Genomic DNA, 16,238 nt, shown 5'->3' with positions numbered 1-16,238 from the left:
ATCAGACGCCAAGCCATTTGTGCTGCACGTCATCGTCGGCGCGGATGTCCTCCGCGCTGCCGCTCCAGACAGCCTCGCCCTTGCCGATCACGATGATATCGTCCGCCAAGGAGGTGGCGAAGCCAAAATTCTGCTCGACAATAAGCATCGAAAGACCATCTGTCTTCAATTCCTGCAGCTTGTCGTGGATCAGTTTGACGATGATGGGGGCCAGCCCCTCGGTCGGCTCATCCAGGATCAGCAGCCGCGGGTTCATCAGCAAGGCGCGCGCAATCGCCAGCATCTGCTGCTCGCCCCCCGATAGCTGGGCGCCGCCGTTGCCCATCCGTTCGCCCAGGCGCGGAAACAGCTCCAGCACCCGTTCCATCGTCCAGCCTGAGCCGGCGCGGCTGAACCGCCAAGCGGCAATCTCGAGGTTTTCGCGCACGGTCAGTGACGGGAAGATGTCGCGGGTTTCCGGGACATAGGCTATGCCGCTCTTGGCAATCTCAAAGGGGCGGCCGGAGACCGGTTGGCCGTCAAAGACGATCCCGCCCGATGTCAGCGGCAGCAGTCCCATGATGGTTTTCAGCGTGGTGGACTTGCCGGCCCCGTTGCGGCCCAGAATGGCCAGAACCCGGCCCTGCTGCGCGGTTAGCGACAGGCCGTGCAGAACCTGCGTTTCCCCGTAGCCGGACTCGACAGCGTTCAATTCAAGCATCTTCCCAGCTCCCCAGATAGATTTCCTGCAGCAGTTTCGACCGGCGCGCTGCCTCGGGGAGGCCGTCAAAGACCACTTCGCCGTAGTTCAGCACGGTGATTGTATCGGCAACATCAAAGGCCAGATCCATGTCATGCTCAATGATGAGCAGGGTCAGGTCGCGCGGAAGATTGTTCAGCAGGCTGTGAAAGTCTTTGGACATTTCCGGCCCGACGCCGCTGGTGGGTTCGTCCATCAGCAGCACCTTGGGCCGTGCTGCCAGCGCCACGCCGACTTCAAGCTGGCGCCGCACGCCATAACTGATCCCGGATACCCTGGCGTGGAGATATGGTGCCAGGCTGACCTGATGCGCCACATCCCCGATGATTTCGCGCACCTCCGGCAACGCTAGGCTGTCCGCCCAGAGCCGGGTGGCGTTGCCGGTGTGCACGGCGGCAGCAAGGCCGAGGTTTTCCTCAACCGTCAGCCCGTCGAACAGCGTGTTCTTCTGGTAGCTGCGCGACAGACCGCGGCGGGCCCGTTTGGCAACCGACAGCGCGGTGACGTCCTCTCCCGCCAGATGCACCGAACCGCTGCCCGGTGCCAGCTCGCCTGCTAGCTGGTTGAACAGAGTGGTCTTGCCCGCGCCATTCGGCCCCAGGATGACGCGGCGCTCGCCGCGCTCCAGTTTCAGCGACACGTCACGCGTGACGTGAACCGCACCAAAGCTCTTGTCCAGATTGCGTGTCTCAAGCATCGCCCAGCACCTCCTCGGACTTCTGTTTGCGCGCAGCCTCCGCCGCCCGGCGATCGCCCCGCCCGCCCCAGCGGGCCTCGATCCAGCCGACAATCCCGTTTGCGCGGCTCATCACGACGGCGATCAGGATGGCGCCCACAACAAGGTGCCAGTAGGGTGTCACCGCGCTCAGCTCATGTTTCAGCAGCAAAAAAGCGGCAGCGCCCACCAGCGGCCCGACCAGCGTGCCGAGCCCGCCCAGGATCACGACCACCAGCGCCTCGCCGGAGACCGTCCAGCTCAGCAGGCCCGGCGAGATATACATGATGTGCTGCGCCGCCAGCGCCCCGGCAAGTCCCGCGATCATGCCCGAGAGGCCGAATACATCCGCCTTGACGCGCCAGACCGTCAGGCCAAGCGCGCGCATGCGCTGTTCATTGTGCTTCACACCGCACAGCGACCGGCCCAGCCCCGAACGCAGGATCAGAACCGCGGTGCCGTAGACCGCGGCCAGAACGGCCAGGCAGAACAGGGCAAATCCGCGGCTGCCGGACAGGTCGATCCCGATCTGGCTCAGATCCAGCCGCGGAATGCCGCCCAGCCCGTCGTCGCCGCCGAAAACCGGTGCTTCGAATACATAGGAATAGGCCATCTGTCCAAAGGCGAGCGTCGCCATGATGAAATAAATGCCGTGGCTGCGCGCGCAGACCGCGCCGATCAGCCAGGCGGCGGCGCCGGTCACGGCGGCCGCCCCGGCCATGGCGGCCAGGGGCGGAAGACCGGCCTTTGCCGACAACAGCGCATAGGCATAGGCGCCGCCGCCCATCAGCGCGCCATGGCACAGCGAGACCATGCCGCCAAATCCGGCCACGATGTCGAGCGCCAGCACCAGCATGGCGAGGATCAGGATTTCGGTGAGGATTTCCAGTCCGAAGTATTCGGCGGTGAGGGCCTGGAAGAGGGCCGCGGCAGCCAGCAGGCCGAGCACGGCGCAGCGCAGAGAGGTGTGATGGAACATCGGCTTATCCTTTCGCCGGAAACAGGCCCGCAGGCTTGATGACTAGGACTGCTGCCAGCAGCGCGTAGATCAGGACAGAAGCAGCCTGCGGGGCCAGAACCGCGCCGAAGGTCTGCACAAAGCCGTAGACCAGCGAGCCGGCGATGGCCCCCTTGAGCGAGCCCAGCCCGCCGATCACGATGACGATCAGCGTCGGGATCAGGATCTGCAGCCCCATGTCGGGCGTCACGCTGAGCAGCGGCGCCGCAACCGCGCCCGCCAGGCCGGCCAGCCCGCAGCCGACGCAGAAAACGATGAAGAACAGCCGCTCGACATTGATGCCGAGGCAGGCCGCCATGGCATCGTTGTCGACCCCGGCGCGGATCATTGCGCCGATCTGGGTTCGGTCCAGAACGACGGCCAGCGCTGCGAAGATGGCAAGCCCCAAGGCAATGATGAATAGCCGGTAGGCCGGGTATTCAATGCCCAGGAAGGTCAGGCGGCCGTCCAGAATGGCGGGAATTTCGATCGCCAGGGCGAGATCGCCCCAGAAGAACCGGGTGACGTCGAGCAGCGCAAAGATCAGGCCGAAAGTGACCAGCACCTGGGCCATCGGACCGGAGTTGCGCATGCGCTTGATCAGCCCGGAGTAGAGCAGCACGCCTGCCCCGGCGACCGCAACCGGAGCCAGGAAGAACCCCATCCAGTAGCCGCCGATGGCAGCCAGCGAGGCGGCAAAGTAAGCCCCCAGCGCATAAAGCGATCCATGCGCGAGGTTGACGAAATGCATCAGCCCGAAGATCACTGTCAGGCCGATGGAAAGCAGGAATAGAAGCATGGACAGCTGGAGCGCATTCAGCGCCTGCAGCATCCAGAAACCAAGATCATGTGCCATGAAAGGCCCTCCTCGGATTGAAAGCCCGGCCGTGCTGGGACGGCCGGGCGGGCATCGTCAGTTGGAAACCGGCGCCATCTCGCAGCCGTTTGCCGGATCGGCCTCGGCGGGCAGTTCGGCCAGCACCTTCTGGGTCAGGCCGCCTTCGGCCGCTACAGTCTCGTAGACGTAGACCGGCTGCACGATGTTGTTGGTCGCCGGGTCGATCGACAGCTTGCCGCGCGGCCCGTCAAAGCTGACCTGGCGCAGGGCTTCAGCCAGCGATGCCCGGTCGTGAGCACCGGTTTTGGCCGCCTCGATCAGCGCCCGGGCTGCGTCATATCCATGCACGGCGAATTCCGACGGCAGACGCCCGGTCTTGGCCTGGAAAGCCGCGACAAAGGCGGCATTGGCGGCGTTGTCGAGTGTCGGCACGTAGTGCAGCGCGGTGATCACGCCCTCGGCGGCCGGGCCTTCGGCGTTGACATACAGCGGAGAAGTCAGGAAGCCGGAGCCATACAGCGGCAGATCCGCCTTCAGCCCGAAACTGTCGTACTGCTTGACGAAGGAAATCGCCTCGCCGCCGGCATAGAACACATAGACGGCATCGGCACCGCTGGCCTTGGCCTGCGCCAGGTAGGGGCCGAAATCCTGAGTCTTCTGGAACGGGGTGAACTCCTGCCCGGCGATCTCGCCGCCCGCGGCGGTGAAGCTCTCGACGAAGCCGCCGATCATCTGGCGGCCCGCCGCGTAGTCCGGAGCCAGGGTATAGACCTTGCGGATGCCCTGATCATGCATCCACTGCCCCATCGGCCGGTTCACCTGCCCGTTGGAAAAGGACATCCGGGTGATATAGGGCGAGCAGCTGGTGCCGGTCGCCTCGTCATTTCCGGCATTGGCCACGATCAGCGGCACCCCGGCGCCATGCACGGTGTCGCGCACGGCACCCAGAACGCTTGAGCTGACGATCCCCGCCATCACATCGACCTTGTCCTGCAGGATCAGCTTCTTGGCCTTGCCAAGCGCCACCGGCGGCTTCACTTCGGTGTCTTCGCGGACAATGTCGAAACCGGTGCCGGCTTCGCTGCCGAACTGTTCCAGGGCCACGGCAAAGCCCGCTTCGATGTCATTGCCAAGCGCGGCATAGACGCCCGAGAACGGCAGCAGCAGGCCGACCTTGATGTTCTCCTCCGCGGCTGCAGGCACAGCGAGACTGGTGGCGAGCCCGAGGGCCGCCAGGATTGCGCGTTTCATTGTGATTTCCTCCTGTTGGTATTGCGGCCCCTCCTCAGGGCCTGCCCGGCTCGGCGTCAGCCGAGATCTCCGCCCCCCACCGGCACCGTGACGCCGGTGATGTAGGATGCGTCCTCCGACGCCAGAAACAGGATCGGGCCGGCCTGTTCGTCGAGCGTGCCGTAGCGTTTCATCAGCGACGACTGCACCGTCTGATCGACGATGGTCTTGTACCAGTCCTCGCGCTGTTCTTCCTCGGCATTGGGGTTGCGCGCCACGACGCGCGGCGGCGCCTCGGTGCCGCCCGGGGCGGCGGCCACTACGCGGATGCCGCGTTCGGCCACTTCCCAGGCCAGGCTCGCCGTGATTGCATTCACACCGCCCTTGGCCGCCGCGTAAGGCACGCGGTTCAACCCGCGCGTGGCGATGGACGACACGTTGACGATCACGCCCGAGCCCTGCGGCAGCATATGCTCAAGCGCGGCGCGGCAGCAGTACAGCGTCGGGAACAGCGACCGGCGCACTTCGGCGTCGATCTGCCCGGGATCGTAATGCTCAAACGGCTTGGCCCAGATCGTTCCGCCGACATTGTTGACCAGGATGTCGATCCGGCCCCACAGGTCCATAGCGGCCTGCATCGCCTCCGCGCAGCCCTCCCAGGTTTCAAGGTCAACCGAGACTGCCCGCGCCGCGCCGCCCGCGCTGCGGATCATCTCCGCCGCCTCTTCGCGCGCGGGGGAGCGGTCCACGATCAGCACCCGGGCGCCCTCCGCCGCGGCCCGTTCGGCAACCCGTCGGCCGATGCCCTGGGCCGCGCCGGTCACGACCATCACCTTGTCCTCAAACCGGCGGGTCATGCGGCTTCCGCCTCTGCTTCGGTCGGATTAAACTTCTCAAAGTAGAAATTCGCAGGCTCGACCCCCAGCTTGCTGAAGTGGCCCCGCACCGCATCAACCATCGGTGGCGGGCCGCAAAGATACACATCGCAGTCGCCGCCATTGAGATCATCGGCGGTCACGTGATCGGTGACAAACCCCTTGCGCTCATGTGCGTCCTCTTCTGCTGCGAGGATCGTAATGACAGTGATGTTGCCGATCTTTCCGGCCAGTTCGTTCACCCGGTCCAGCTCCACCAGGTCGGCGGTACGGGTCACCGCGTAGTACAGCAGGATGGGATGATCCGTCCCCTGCTCCGCCACCTGCTCCAGCATTGACAGGAACGGCGCAAGTCCAGTGCCGCCCGCCAGCCACAGCTGCGCGCGCTCGACCGGGCGCAGGTAGAAGGCGCCCATCGGGCCGGTCAGGGTCACAGCATCACCCGGCTGCACGCGCGCGCCGAGATAGCTGCTCATCACGCCGCCCGGCAGGTTGCGGATGAGGAACGTGGGTTCATCCGATCCGGGTGCCGACGAGAAGGAGTAGGACCGGTGCCGGCCGCTGCCCGGGACGGTCACGTTCACATACTGGCCAGGCAGGAAGCCGAGCGGCTTTGCCAGTTTCACCCGCAGGCCAAAAGACGTTTCCGACAGAATGTCGACGCCCAGAACCTCGCCCTCGACCGCTTCCGGCGCGGTCTTGCACACCGCCGAGGATGCCGGCACCCGCAGCACGCAGTCGCTTTCCGGGACCATCTGGCAGGTGAGGACATAGCCCTCTTCAGCCTCCGCGGCGCTCATCGACTCGTCCATGTAGAATTCCAGCTCGTATTCTCCCTTTTCGGCAAAGCACTTGCAGGTGCCGCAGACGCCATCACGGCAATCCATCGGCAGGTTGATCTTCTGGCGGAAAGCGGCATCGGTCACCTTTTCGTCGGCGCCGCATTGAATGACGCGGGTAACACCATCTTCGAAGTTCAGGGCAACATTGTAGGTTGTCATGGCATGCTCCTCCCTTGGCCGCGCACCGGCATGTCCGTGCGCGGAGATTGCGTCTGATCCGGCCAGGCGGGATCAGATGTGGTAGACATCAATCACGTGGTGGATGTGATCGTTCTTCAGCACCACCTTCTTGTCGGTGATCAGGGGCTTCGGTCCGCTGGTATCGATCGTGTAGAACGACGTGCCCCAATGCTGGTCGGTGCCGCCGTAGCGGTAGCTCAGCGTGTGCCAGTTGAAGCGCAGGCGGATTTCGGCTCCGTCGCGGCTCACCACCTCGATATTGGCGATATTGTGGTTGGTGCGCGGCTCGGGCAGCGAGGTGGCAGACGAGCGGTCGGTCTTGATCCGGAACACCCGGTCTTCGATGCCCTGCTTGTTGGGATAGTACATCAGCGACATCTCGGTCTGCGGATCCTCCGTCAGCTCGTCGAAGTCGTCCCAGGCGGGCATCCAGAACGGGCAGTCCTGATGATAGAATGTCAGCCAGGTGTCCCAGTCGCGGTCGTCAAGGGCGCGGGCCTCGGCATAGATAAAAGCCTGGACCTCCTCAAAATCCATCCCGGCGGCTGTATCGGTGCGTTCCAGTGTCATCGTGCTCATGTAATTTCCTCCTCACTCGGCCGCGGTGCGCGCTTGGGGCGCGGTGCCGCGTTCCTTGGCGATGGCTTCGCCCATGCGATCGGACCAGTTGCTGTGCTGGATGACGAACAGGCCTTCGTCCTCGGTGCGGGCGCCGGACAGAACCGGATTGATGCCCAGAGCCGCGGCGTCCTCATCGGGGCCTTTGATCCATTGGGTGGCCCCGCGGGTCAGGTCGTTCCACTTGGCGTGTGCGGCACCGGCATAGCCGCGCTGCGTCGCCCGGAATTCTTCGGTGTCATCCGGCGTCGCCATGCCGGAGGCGTTGAAGAAGTCCTCGTACTGGCGGATGCGGCGGGTGCGGGCTTCCTGGCTCTCGCCCTTGGGCGCGATGCAATATATGGTGACTTCGGTCTGGTTGACGCTGATCGGCCGGAACACCCGGATCTGGGAACTGAACTGGTCCATCAGGAACACGTTGGGATAGAGGCAGAGATTGCGCAGCACGCCCACCATCCATTCGGCTTTGGTCCTGCCGTGCTTTTCGGTCCATTCCTCCAGCCGCGGATAGCCCGGGCGGTTGGTCGGGTCGGCCCACTGGGTCCACAGCAGAATGTGGCCGTTTTCATAAGCATGGAACCCGCCGCGCTGCTTGGCCCATTTCGAGGCATCGGTTGCCTTGATCGCGTCCTCCTTGCCGTCGTCGGTGCGGTGCGCGGTGGTGGCGACGTAGTTCCAGTGCACGGCTGAGACGTGATAACCGTCGGCGCCGTTTTCGGCCTGCAGCTTCCAGTTGCCGTCATAGGTGTAGGTCGAAGACCCGCGCAGCACTTCCAGCCCTTCATCGGCCTGATCGACGATCATGTCGATCATCTTGCGGGCCTCGCCCAGATAGTCCTTCAGCGGCTGGACATCGGCATTCAGCGACCCGAACAGGAATCCGCGGTAGTTCTCGAACCGGGCAACCCTGGTCAGATCGTGGCTGCCGTCCTTGTTGAACTGCTCCGGGTAGCCGGCGCCCTTGGGGTCTTTCACCTTCAGCAGCTTGCCGGTGTTCGAGAAAGTCCAGCCGTGGAACGGGCAAGTGAAGGTCTTCTGGTTGCGGCGCTTGAAGCGGCACAGCTGCGCCCCGCGATGCGAGCAGGCGTTGACCAGCGCGTTCAGCTCTCCGTCCTTGCCGCGGGTGATGACCACCGGCGTGCGGCCCATATGCAGCGTGAAATAATCGCCCGGCTCCGGGATCTGGCTTTCATGCGCCATATAGATCCAGTTGCCTTCAAAAATGTGCTTCAGTTCGAGCTCGAACAAGTCTTCGTCGGTGAAGATATCGCGGCGGCAGCGGAACACACCGTTTTCCGGGTCGTCCTGGATTGCGCCGTCCAGACGGGCTTGGAATTCATCGAGATTGGATTGGGTGAACATCAGTCGTCCTCCTCCTGACTGCCGCGCAGCGTGTTGCTGCGCAGGGCTGGGTTTGATGTCGTGCCGCCGGTCAGACGCCGGCCGCGGCCTTCATGACGCGGCTGCTGCCGCGGCGGAAAAAGGCGATCTTGTCGGGGTCGAGCACCGCGCCGATGCCGGGTTTCTTCGGGACTTCGACGCAAAAATCGCGGTAGCGGACGGGCTCGGCCAGGATGTCTTCGGTCAGCAGCAGCGGCCCGAAGAATTCGGTGCCCCACTGCAGTGTCTCGACCGTTGCGCACAGCTGCAGGGCCGCGGCAGTGCCGAGCCCGGTTTCCAGCATGGTGCCGCCGTACAGCCCGAGCCCGGCCGCCTGGCCCACGGCAATCACCTCGGATGCCCGCTTGAGTCCTCCGGACTGCGCAACCTTGATGGCAAAGACATCCGCGGCCTTGGCGGCAGCGACCGCCAGCGCATCTTCGGGGCCGTTCAGCGCCTCGTCCGCCATCATCGCGATTTCATATCCGCTGGTCAGCTCCGCCATTGCCTTGCGGTAGCGCGGCTGTACGGGCTGTTCGACAAGTTCGCACCCGGCATCCTGCAGCCCTTTCAGGCCCCAGCGGGCATCCTGCAGCGACCAGGCCGCGTTGACGTCGACCCGCACGCTGGCGGCATCGCCCACGGCCGCCTTGATCCGGGCGACATGGGCCACGTCTTCACGCACCGGCCGCTTGCCGATCTTGAGCTTGAAGATGTTGTGGCGGCGGGTGCTCAGCATCTCCTGCGCTTCTGCGATATCCGTGCCGGAATTGCCCGAAGCCAGCGTCCAGGCAACGGGCAGCCGATCATGCACGGCACCGCCAAAAAGCCGGGATACCGGCACGCCGAGGCGTTTGCCCAAACCGTCCCAAAGCGCGATCTCGACCGCGGCTTTGGCGATGCGGTTGCCTTTGACCAGCCTGTCGATCAGCTGGATTGCACCGTTCACGTCATCGCCGCTGCGCCCCAGAAGGACCGGTGCGATGTAGGTGTCGATGGCGGACTGGATGCCTTCAGGGCTTTCCGCCCCGTAGCTCAGGCCGCCGATGGTGGTGCCTTCGCCAATCCCCTCTGAGCCGTCGGCAAACCTGATCCTGACCAGCACAGCCGTCTGTGTCTGCATCGTGGTCATCGAAAGCACATGGCCGCGGATGGTCGGGATATCGAGGATTATGGACTCGATCTGGTCGATCTTTGTCACGGCTTCACCACATCTACAGGTTTCGTTGGCCTGCAGGTTGCCCGCGGGTGACGGTCGCTGTCGATGATGGGACGGGTCTTGGGTGATACCCTGACAAGTCACAGGCAGCGGCCAATCCCCAGGTCAGCCGTCAGCAGCGCGTCCGTCAGGTTCTGGAAGACTGCCGGGCTTGGGGGGGATGTCAGAGCAAAATCCATGCCGCCTGCGGCGATGCCCTCTGTGACCTCGCCAAGCGTGCGGATATGCGCCTCCAAGCGATCGGCATCAGACCTGCGGTGATGTGCGAGCAAAACTGTCACTGCGGTTTGTGAAAAGCCGCAAGAGCGATCGGGCGCATTGTCAGCATGATTGCCGCATAGAACCCCTGGCCGGCTCAATCCCGGCCAGCCATGCCGTCTTCAGGCGCTCAGGCGCTCAGGCGCTCAGGCGCTCAGGCGCTCAGGCGATGGGGCGCTGTTGCGCTCCCTGGGCTGGCCGCACCGCCGAGATCGAACCGGCCGACAATACCTGTCAGGCTGTGCGACTCATTCTGCAGCAGCTGGCTGGCGGCGGCGGCCTCCTCGGCCATGGCGGCGTTCTGCTGGGTCATGCTGTCGAGCTGATGCATGGCGCCGTCGATCTTTTCCAGCCCGCGCGACTGCGCGCGCACGCCATCGGCGATTTCGGTGACCAGCCCGGAGACCGCCGAGACCTGCTCTATGATGCTGGTCAGCGCGTCCCCGGCACGGCCCACCATGGAGACGCCATTTGCCACATGTTCCTCGCTGGCGCTGGTCAGCCCCTTTATCTGGCCGGCGGCATTGGAGGCCCGTTGCGCCAAGGCCCGGACCTCGGATGCGACGACGGCAAAACCCGCGCCTGCCTGCCCGGCCCGTGCGGCCTCGACCCCGGCGTTCAGTGCCAGCAGGTTGGTCTGGAAGGCAATGTCGTCGATCATGTTGATGATCTTGGAGATTTCCGCCGAGGCTTCCTGGATCTGATCCATTGCCGCGACCGCGGAGGTCACCACTTCGGTGCTCTGCTCCGCTTCGCTGCGCGCCCCGCGCATGGTCTCATCCATCCGGCTTGCCCGTTCGGCGGTGGAACGGATGCCGCCTGTCAATTCGCGGATTGCGCCTGCGGTTTCTTCCAGCGTGGCGGCCTGGCTTTCGGTGCGGTGGGCCATTTCCGTGGCGGAGCCGCGCTGTTCTTCGGAGAAGCGCCCGACATTTTCGGCCGCTCCGACAACCTCGCCCATCGAGACGCGCAAGCGGTCCAGGCTGCGGTTGAAATTTTCCCGCAGGGTTTCGTAATGGCCGTCAAACGGCACCCGGATGTCACAGGCCAAGTTGCCGCGCTGCAGCTCGGACAGGGCGGCGCTCATGCTGTCGACCACCGCGGCGGTGTGGCGGGCGGCTTCGACCTCCCGCGCCGCGGCAGCATCAGCCTCCTTCAGTTTGCCGCGGAACGTGTCGAGACTGCGGGCCAGGTCGCCCAGCTCATCGCCCCGGTCACGGCCTTGAATTCCGGTATCGTAATTGCTGTCCGCCAGCGCGTTGGTGGCGTCCCGCAGCGCGTGAATCGGGCGGGTGACGCTGCGCGCCGCAAGCCAGGACACCCCGATGGCTGCCAGCAGCGCCGCACCGATCAGCCCGGCAGCAGTCAGGCGGATGCGTTCGACCACGGCAAAGGCGGTGCGTTCATCGGTTTCCAGCACCAAAGACCAGTCGAACCCGGGCAGGTCCAGGGGCATTACCTGGGCAATGGCGCGTTCATTCAGCGACGAGGCAACTGCCTCGAACTGGCCTGCTTCGCGGGCTTTCGCCGCCTGGATCTGCGGCCTGTCCGGCATCTGCTGCAGAACCGGGAACAGCCCGGGCACCGAGGACGGGCTGCGGGCCAAGCCGTCGCTGCTGACCAAAAAGATGTTCTGATGGGTGCCGCCCGACAGATTGCTGGTCAGTGCATTGACGATGTCTGCGCTGCCCAGCTGCACCGCGATCACCCCGACCACTTCATTGCGTTTGGAGAACACCGGGGCGGCCATGAAGGCCGCGCCGCCATCCGCGCCATGGCTGTAGGTGCCAAAATCCGCGGCCACCACCGTGCCGGCCTCTGCCTGCAATGCGGCGTCAAACACCTGGGCCAGTCCACTGGTGTCTTCCTCTTGGATAAAGGTCAGGAAATCCCCCTGTTTCTTGACCGTGTAGACCACCTGCCCCGCGGCGCTGATCAAATAGAGATCCTGATAGCCATTCAGGCGCAGGCTTTGCAGAAAGGTTGGATGGTAGGTGACATGCGACTGGTTGTAATAGCTGCCGTCGCCGGCATCCGTCAGTTCCTCCCGATGGTTTGCGGGATGCGGGTTCGCGGCCGAATAGGTCTGTTTCAAATAGGCCACCGGATCGTCTTCCTCGACCATGCCGATCACCCGTTCGAAATTGCCGATTGCCCGGAATACCGCGGGCTGGCCTGCCAGGCTGGAGACATCGGAGCGGGCCGCCTTGATCAGGAACGTCAGCGCCTGGGCTCCGGATTTGGCCTCAATCTCCTGGGCGGCAAAGGCATTTTCCCGTATGCTGCGCTCAGCCATTGAGTAGACCAGCAAAGATACGGTGACGAGGAACGCCCCCGTCAGCGTGACCATGATCAATGGCAGCTTCAGTTTCAATGGCAGCTTTGCGGTCCGGGGCATTGGCGAATCTCTCCTGCATTCGGCGGTGTTCCGGCAGGCGCCGGCACATGCAGGAGTGTTAATCAGAAAAGTCCTGAAAAAGTGTGTACCGCAAGTCTACCGCAAATGAAGTTTTCCGGAATCTTTGCGTCAAGGGTGCCGCAAATCACCTGCTTGAGAAAATGGCAGATAACTCTACGTAAGGCTTTGTTTTAATACGTTATACTAAAAATTTCTTCCCGTGGGTGCAATATTCGATGCCGCAAAACGTTCTGCTGCAATTTCCTCATATTTGACATTCTTTCATGAGGTGCTGAAAACAGCCTGAGCTTGCCTATTAAGCTTCTGCTGGGACAGGGTAACGTTCTGGCCGCGCCCGCGCCAGGAACCCTTGCCCGGGCACGGGCCGCCGCCGCCGCCGCCGCGGTGCAACGGATGGTCATTTCGGCCGCTTTGCAACCGGTCCTCAGCATCCGAGAAGGGTTCAGACCTGGGCAAGACAACCAGTTCCGGTTACGGCAGCGTTTGACCGGCCAGCCGGTTCAGTTGCGGCGTTCAGCCTCCCTCATGTCCGCGGGCCGGCGGGGCGGCCGTATCACTATGTCACCGGACATTCGGGAAATGGCCGAACTTAGAGTTTCCGGGGCCAGGCAGAAATGATCGCGCCGGCGCTCAGCACTGGCGCCCGGCAGTCGTTAACGATCGCAGGCATGCGTGAGGCTGCTTCTCCCGGGAAACTGGCAATGCTCGGCCGCAAGAGTGGGTTCTGGTGCCCTGAGAATACTGCGAAAGCCAGCCCAAGCGGCTGACCTGCCTGGGTTTCCTGTGCGCGGATTTTTCTTCAGGACCGGATCCATGCAGCACCGTGCCTGAAAGGTCCTAGTGCCATCGCGTGGCGCGGCGCGATGACGAAAAAAGTTGTCATTCGGGCGGCATCAGACGAAAAATCAGCCATGGATGAAAAAGACTACGATATTCTCCGGCTGATCCAGTCCAATGCGCAGCTGACGGCTGAGGCCATAAGCCACGAGATCGGCCTGTCCGCGCCCGCAGTTCAGAAACGGCTGAAGAAACTGCGCGATACCGGTGTGATCGAGAAGGAAATCGCCATCCTGTCCCCGGTCCGGCTGGGGCGGGAGATGACCGTGATCGTGCAAGTGATGCTGGAGCGTGAAAGCCGAATGCATCTGGACGCTTTCAAGCGCAAGATGCGCCGGGCCAAGGAAGTGCAGCAATGCTATTACACAACAGGAGAAGCCGATTTCATCCTTGTGGTCATTGTCAGGGACATCAAGGAGTACGAGTCCTTTACGCAGGAACATTTCTTTGATGAATCCAATGTCAGCCGCTTCACCTCTTCAGTGGTGATGGACCGTGTCAAGGTGTCGCTGGACATCATCTAGGTCAGGCCCCGGGCGGGCAATCGCATCGGGCTGGCACCGCCGCAGGGACGCTGTCTTCGCCAGGGCAGCCAAACCCCAGCAGCAGCCCGTTCAGGTCCTGCCGCTGCAGGCAGTAAATGGGCGGCCGGTGTGCCTCCAGCGGGTCAAGCACACCCATGTCCCGCATGGTATCAAACCCGGATATTCTGCGAATGAGCCCGGATTATCCGCATCCAGCCTGCAAACATCGGACCGAGCCCGGAATAGTGTGAACCGGCTTAGGGCAGCATGGAGCCGCGTCCGCAGCACTGCTGTAGCGTCTTGCCGGGTCCGCAGAGCCAAATCTGACGAGAGGGGGCAGCCCGGAAAATGCCGCGCTTGCAGGCGAGCAGGATCCGGCCACCACCCCTATTGGATTCAGCTCGATGGTGTCAGAACTGCGTCACACCTCCGCCGCTTGTCCGGAGTGGACTGCAACCAGAGTATCAAGAAACAGTTTGGTGATGCGGTTCACGGCCGGCCGCCTGCGGGTGACGGCAGCGAACTGGCTGCGGTAAAAGATTTCCTCCGGCAGCACTTTCTTCATCAGGCCGTTGCCGACAAAGCCCGCCGCGAGGTGATCCGGCAGGAACCCCAGATAGCTGCCCGACATGATCAGGATCGCCAGCGCCTGTTCGTTCTGCACCTTGGCGGCGCGGCGGAAGCCCAGTTTCTGCCCCACATGCAGGTTTGGCGAGTTCACCCGGATGCCCGCGTAATTCATCGCCTGAACATCGCTCAGCCCCAGGCTGGCGTGGTCGCAATCAAAGAACGGATGCCCCCTGCCGCAGTAGAGAAACATGTTCTCCCCGTAAAGCGGCATGTAAACGAGGCTGGGAGACGGCCGGTGCAGCGCCAGAATGCCGATGTCGAGCGCACCGCCGATCACCTTGGTCTCGATCACGTTGGGCGGCTCCAGCGACAGATCGATCTCCACCGACGGGGCCGCCCGGTTGAATGCGCGGATACCGCCCGGAACAAAGGCTTCGGGGTTGGAGGCGCATTGGTCGAACAGGGCAATCCGGATGGTGCCCGCCAGCTGCTGCTTGATTTCATTCACCTCGGCCCGGAAGTCCGACACCGATGTCAGCAGGCCTTCGGCGGATTTCAGCACCTTGATGCCATCATCGGTCAGCGAAAACCCCGCCGGGCCGCGGTTGCACAGCTTCAGATCCAGCCGCAGTTCCAGGTCGGCGATGTATTTCGAGATCGTCGACTTACCGATGTTCAGCTCGCTTTCGGCCGCCGCCAGTCCGCCGCTTTCGGCAACTGCCTTGAACACCCTCAGCAGCTTCAGGTCCGCATCAGCGACATGTTTGATGTGGGATTTACGGGCCATTATTAAGTTCGATATATATGAAACCTTGCTTTCATAAGTTTACATTCCCGAAACATAAAACGCAATGTAGCTTCCCGCAGACCAAGTGCGGATCAGACTGGCAGTGACGCTGTGGAGGGCGGGCCGGCCCGCGCCTTGGCTTCAGATGACAATACGGGAGGAAGTCATGTCATTTTTCAAAAAGGTCTGCACGCTGACCGCAGCCGTTTCTGCCGCCGCGATGCTGACCGCCGGTGCGGTGTCCGCCAAGAATTTCAAGATCGCCGTCGGCGACAGCGCCGGCAGCCCGCAGGAAGCCACCGGCAAATTCTTTGTTGAGGCATTGGAAGAGAAATCCGGCGGCAAGCACACCGCAACCCTGTTCCTGAACGGCCAGCTGGGCTCCGAGCAGGACACCGTCAACGAGGCCGCCATCGGCACCCTGGACATGTCGCTCTTGGCCATCAACAACGTCACCCCGTTCTCGCCGACCGTGGGCGTGTTCACCCTGCCCTATGTGATCCTGTCGCTGGAAGACGCCGAAACCCTGACCCAGGGCCCGATCGGCCAGGAGCTGACCGAGAACACCCTGCGGGACGCCGGCGTGCGCATCATCGCCTGGACCTATACCGGCTTCCGCCGCCTGACCAACTCGAAAAAACCCGTCACAACGGTTGCCGACCTGCAGGATCTGGTGATCCGCGTTCCCAAGAACGAGATCATGATCGAAACCTACAAGTCCTGGGGCATCAACCCGACTCCGATGGCCTGGTCAGAGACCTTCACCGGCCTGCAGACCAAGGTGGTTGACGGTCAGGACAACCCCTACATGACGATCAACGCGATGAAGTTCTACGAGGTGCAGAACCACGTCACCAACCTGCGCTACATCTTCTCGATCGAGCCGCTGATCGTCTCCGAGGCGGTGTTCCAGGAGCTGAGCGCCGAAGACCAGCAGATCATCCTGGACGCGGGCCAGGAAGCCACCTTGAAATCGGCCCAGTTCCTGCGTGACAGCGAAGCCGCGATCAAGGAAGAGCTGACCGCCAAGGGCATGGCCATCGTGGACCCGGAAAACGATGAAGCTGAATTCATCCAGCTGGCAACCGAAGCAGTGTGGCCCAAGTTCTACGACTCTATCGGCGGTGTTGAAAAGATGAACGCGGTGCTGACCGCCATCGGCCGCGACCCGGTACAGTAAGCCTCCGGCAACTCCATAAAAACAACGGGG

15 protein-coding genes are annotated in these 16,238 nt (G+C 63.1%); 2 read left to right on the top strand and 13 right to left on the bottom strand.

The genetic code is table 11. From position 1 onward, the window contains the following. Position 1: 1 nt before the first annotated feature. The 12 genes from OKQ63_RS22185 to OKQ63_RS22130 form a co-directional block, all read right to left on the bottom strand. The gene (locus OKQ63_RS22185; RefSeq protein WP_264214023.1) at positions 2–700 is read right to left on the bottom strand and encodes an ABC transporter ATP-binding protein; all 699 of its coding nucleotides are present in this window, start codon (positions 698–700) and stop codon (positions 2–4) included. After that, on the bottom strand, positions 693–1,436 hold the full coding sequence (locus OKQ63_RS22180; RefSeq protein ID WP_264214022.1) for an ABC transporter ATP-binding protein: 744 nt from the start codon (positions 1,434–1,436) through the stop codon (positions 693–695). The genes OKQ63_RS22185 and OKQ63_RS22180 overlap by 8 nt, the downstream gene beginning before the upstream one ends. Further along, entirely contained in the window at positions 1,429–2,433 is a 1,005-nt protein-coding gene (locus tag OKQ63_RS22175; RefSeq protein WP_264214021.1) for a branched-chain amino acid ABC transporter permease, read from the bottom strand. Before OKQ63_RS22175 ends, OKQ63_RS22180 begins: the two co-directional genes overlap by 8 nt. Positions 2,434–2,437: 4 nt before the next feature. After that, positions 2,438–3,307, bottom strand: coding sequence for a branched-chain amino acid ABC transporter permease (locus OKQ63_RS22170; RefSeq protein ID WP_264214020.1), 870 nt, complete (start codon positions 3,305–3,307; stop codon positions 2,438–2,440). 57 nt (positions 3,308–3,364) lie between these two features. After that, on the bottom strand, positions 3,365–4,540 hold the full coding sequence (locus tag OKQ63_RS22165) for an ABC transporter substrate-binding protein (RefSeq protein WP_264214019.1): 1,176 nt from the start codon (positions 4,538–4,540) through the stop codon (positions 3,365–3,367). 56 nt (positions 4,541–4,596) lie between these two features. Continuing rightward, positions 4,597–5,376: a benzoate diol dehydrogenase BenD gene (gene benD, locus OKQ63_RS22160; protein WP_264214018.1), complete on the bottom strand. Its 780-nt coding sequence runs from the start codon at positions 5,374–5,376 to the stop codon at positions 4,597–4,599. Beyond that, a complete protein-coding gene (benC, locus tag OKQ63_RS22155; RefSeq protein WP_264214017.1) occupies positions 5,373–6,395 on the bottom strand; it encodes a benzoate 1,2-dioxygenase electron transfer component BenC in 1,023 nt (340 codons plus the stop codon). The genes benD and benC overlap by 4 nt, the downstream gene beginning before the upstream one ends. A 72-nt stretch (positions 6,396–6,467) precedes the next feature. Next, complete coding sequence (gene benB, locus OKQ63_RS22150; protein WP_264214016.1) at positions 6,468–6,995, bottom strand: benzoate 1,2-dioxygenase small subunit; 528 nt, start codon at positions 6,993–6,995, stop codon at positions 6,468–6,470. A 12-nt stretch (positions 6,996–7,007) separates the two neighbouring features. After that, entirely contained in the window at positions 7,008–8,396 is a 1,389-nt protein-coding gene (gene benA, locus OKQ63_RS22145) for a benzoate 1,2-dioxygenase large subunit (protein WP_264214015.1), read from the bottom strand. A gap of 70 nt (positions 8,397–8,466) precedes the next feature. Next, complete coding sequence (locus OKQ63_RS22140) at positions 8,467–9,615, bottom strand: muconate/chloromuconate family cycloisomerase (protein ID WP_264214014.1); 1,149 nt, start codon at positions 9,613–9,615, stop codon at positions 8,467–8,469. 98 nt (positions 9,616–9,713) lie between these two features. Then, entirely contained in the window at positions 9,714–9,914 is a 201-nt protein-coding gene (locus OKQ63_RS22135) for a hypothetical protein (protein WP_264214013.1), read from the bottom strand. A gap of 131 nt (positions 9,915–10,045) precedes the next feature. After that, on the bottom strand, positions 10,046–12,289 hold the full coding sequence (locus OKQ63_RS22130) for a methyl-accepting chemotaxis protein (protein WP_264214012.1): 2,244 nt from the start codon (positions 12,287–12,289) through the stop codon (positions 10,046–10,048). 932 nt (positions 12,290–13,221) lie between these two features. On the opposite strand from OKQ63_RS22130, the gene OKQ63_RS22125 reads away from it, so the two are divergent. Further along, on the top strand, positions 13,222–13,671 hold the full coding sequence (locus tag OKQ63_RS22125; RefSeq protein ID WP_264214011.1) for an Lrp/AsnC family transcriptional regulator: 450 nt from the start codon (positions 13,222–13,224) through the stop codon (positions 13,669–13,671). 421 nt (positions 13,672–14,092) lie between these two features. Here OKQ63_RS22125 and OKQ63_RS22120 read toward each other — a convergent pair whose 3' ends face one another. Beyond that, positions 14,093–15,028 carry a LysR family transcriptional regulator gene (locus tag OKQ63_RS22120; protein WP_264214010.1) on the bottom strand — a complete coding sequence of 312 codons (936 nt, stop codon included), beginning with the start codon at positions 15,026–15,028 and terminating at the stop codon, positions 14,093–14,095. 166 nt (positions 15,029–15,194) lie between these two features. On the opposite strand from OKQ63_RS22120, the gene OKQ63_RS22115 reads away from it, so the two are divergent. Then, positions 15,195–16,208, top strand: coding sequence for a TRAP transporter substrate-binding protein (locus OKQ63_RS22115; protein ID WP_264214009.1), 1,014 nt, complete (start codon positions 15,195–15,197; stop codon positions 16,206–16,208). Positions 16,209–16,238 lie beyond the last annotated feature (30 nt).

Source organism: Leisingera thetidis (assembly GCF_025857195.1).
In the GTDB taxonomy this organism is placed as follows: Bacteria; Pseudomonadota; Alphaproteobacteria; order Rhodobacterales; family Rhodobacteraceae; genus Leisingera; species Leisingera thetidis.
The sequence above is the reverse complement of the archived record's forward strand: the minus strand, read 5'-3'. Positions and strand labels throughout refer to the sequence as shown.

Excerpts from the sequence above, each read along its gene's own strand:
- OKQ63_RS22185 (WP_264214023.1), bottom strand. The coding sequence starts at position 700 with ATGCTTGAATTGAACGCTGTCGAGTCCGGCTACGGGGAAACGCAGGTT.
- OKQ63_RS22180 (WP_264214022.1), bottom strand. The coding sequence starts at position 1,436 with ATGCTTGAGACACGCAATCTGGACAAGAGCTTTGGTGCGGTTCACGTC.
- OKQ63_RS22175 (WP_264214021.1), bottom strand. The coding sequence starts at position 2,433 with ATGTTCCATCACACCTCTCTGCGCTGCGCCGTGCTCGGCCTGCTGGCT.
- OKQ63_RS22170 (WP_264214020.1), bottom strand. The coding sequence starts at position 3,307 with ATGGCACATGATCTTGGTTTCTGGATGCTGCAGGCGCTGAATGCGCTC.
- OKQ63_RS22165 (WP_264214019.1), bottom strand. The coding sequence starts at position 4,540 with ATGAAACGCGCAATCCTGGCGGCCCTCGGGCTCGCCACCAGTCTCGCT.
- benD (WP_264214018.1), bottom strand. The coding sequence starts at position 5,376 with ATGACCCGCCGGTTTGAGGACAAGGTGATGGTCGTGACCGGCGCGGCC.
- benC (WP_264214017.1), bottom strand. The coding sequence starts at position 6,395 with ATGACAACCTACAATGTTGCCCTGAACTTCGAAGATGGTGTTACCCGC.
- benB (WP_264214016.1), bottom strand. The coding sequence starts at position 6,995 with ATGAGCACGATGACACTGGAACGCACCGATACAGCCGCCGGGATGGAT.
- benA (WP_264214015.1), bottom strand. The coding sequence starts at position 8,396 with ATGTTCACCCAATCCAATCTCGATGAATTCCAAGCCCGTCTGGACGGC.
- OKQ63_RS22130 (WP_264214012.1), bottom strand. The coding sequence starts at position 12,289 with ATGCCCCGGACCGCAAAGCTGCCATTGAAACTGAAGCTGCCATTGATC.
- OKQ63_RS22125 (WP_264214011.1), top strand. The coding sequence starts at position 13,222 with ATGGATGAAAAAGACTACGATATTCTCCGGCTGATCCAGTCCAATGCG.
- OKQ63_RS22120 (WP_264214010.1), bottom strand. The coding sequence starts at position 15,028 with ATGGCCCGTAAATCCCACATCAAACATGTCGCTGATGCGGACCTGAAG.
- OKQ63_RS22115 (WP_264214009.1), top strand. The coding sequence starts at position 15,195 with ATGTCATTTTTCAAAAAGGTCTGCACGCTGACCGCAGCCGTTTCTGCC.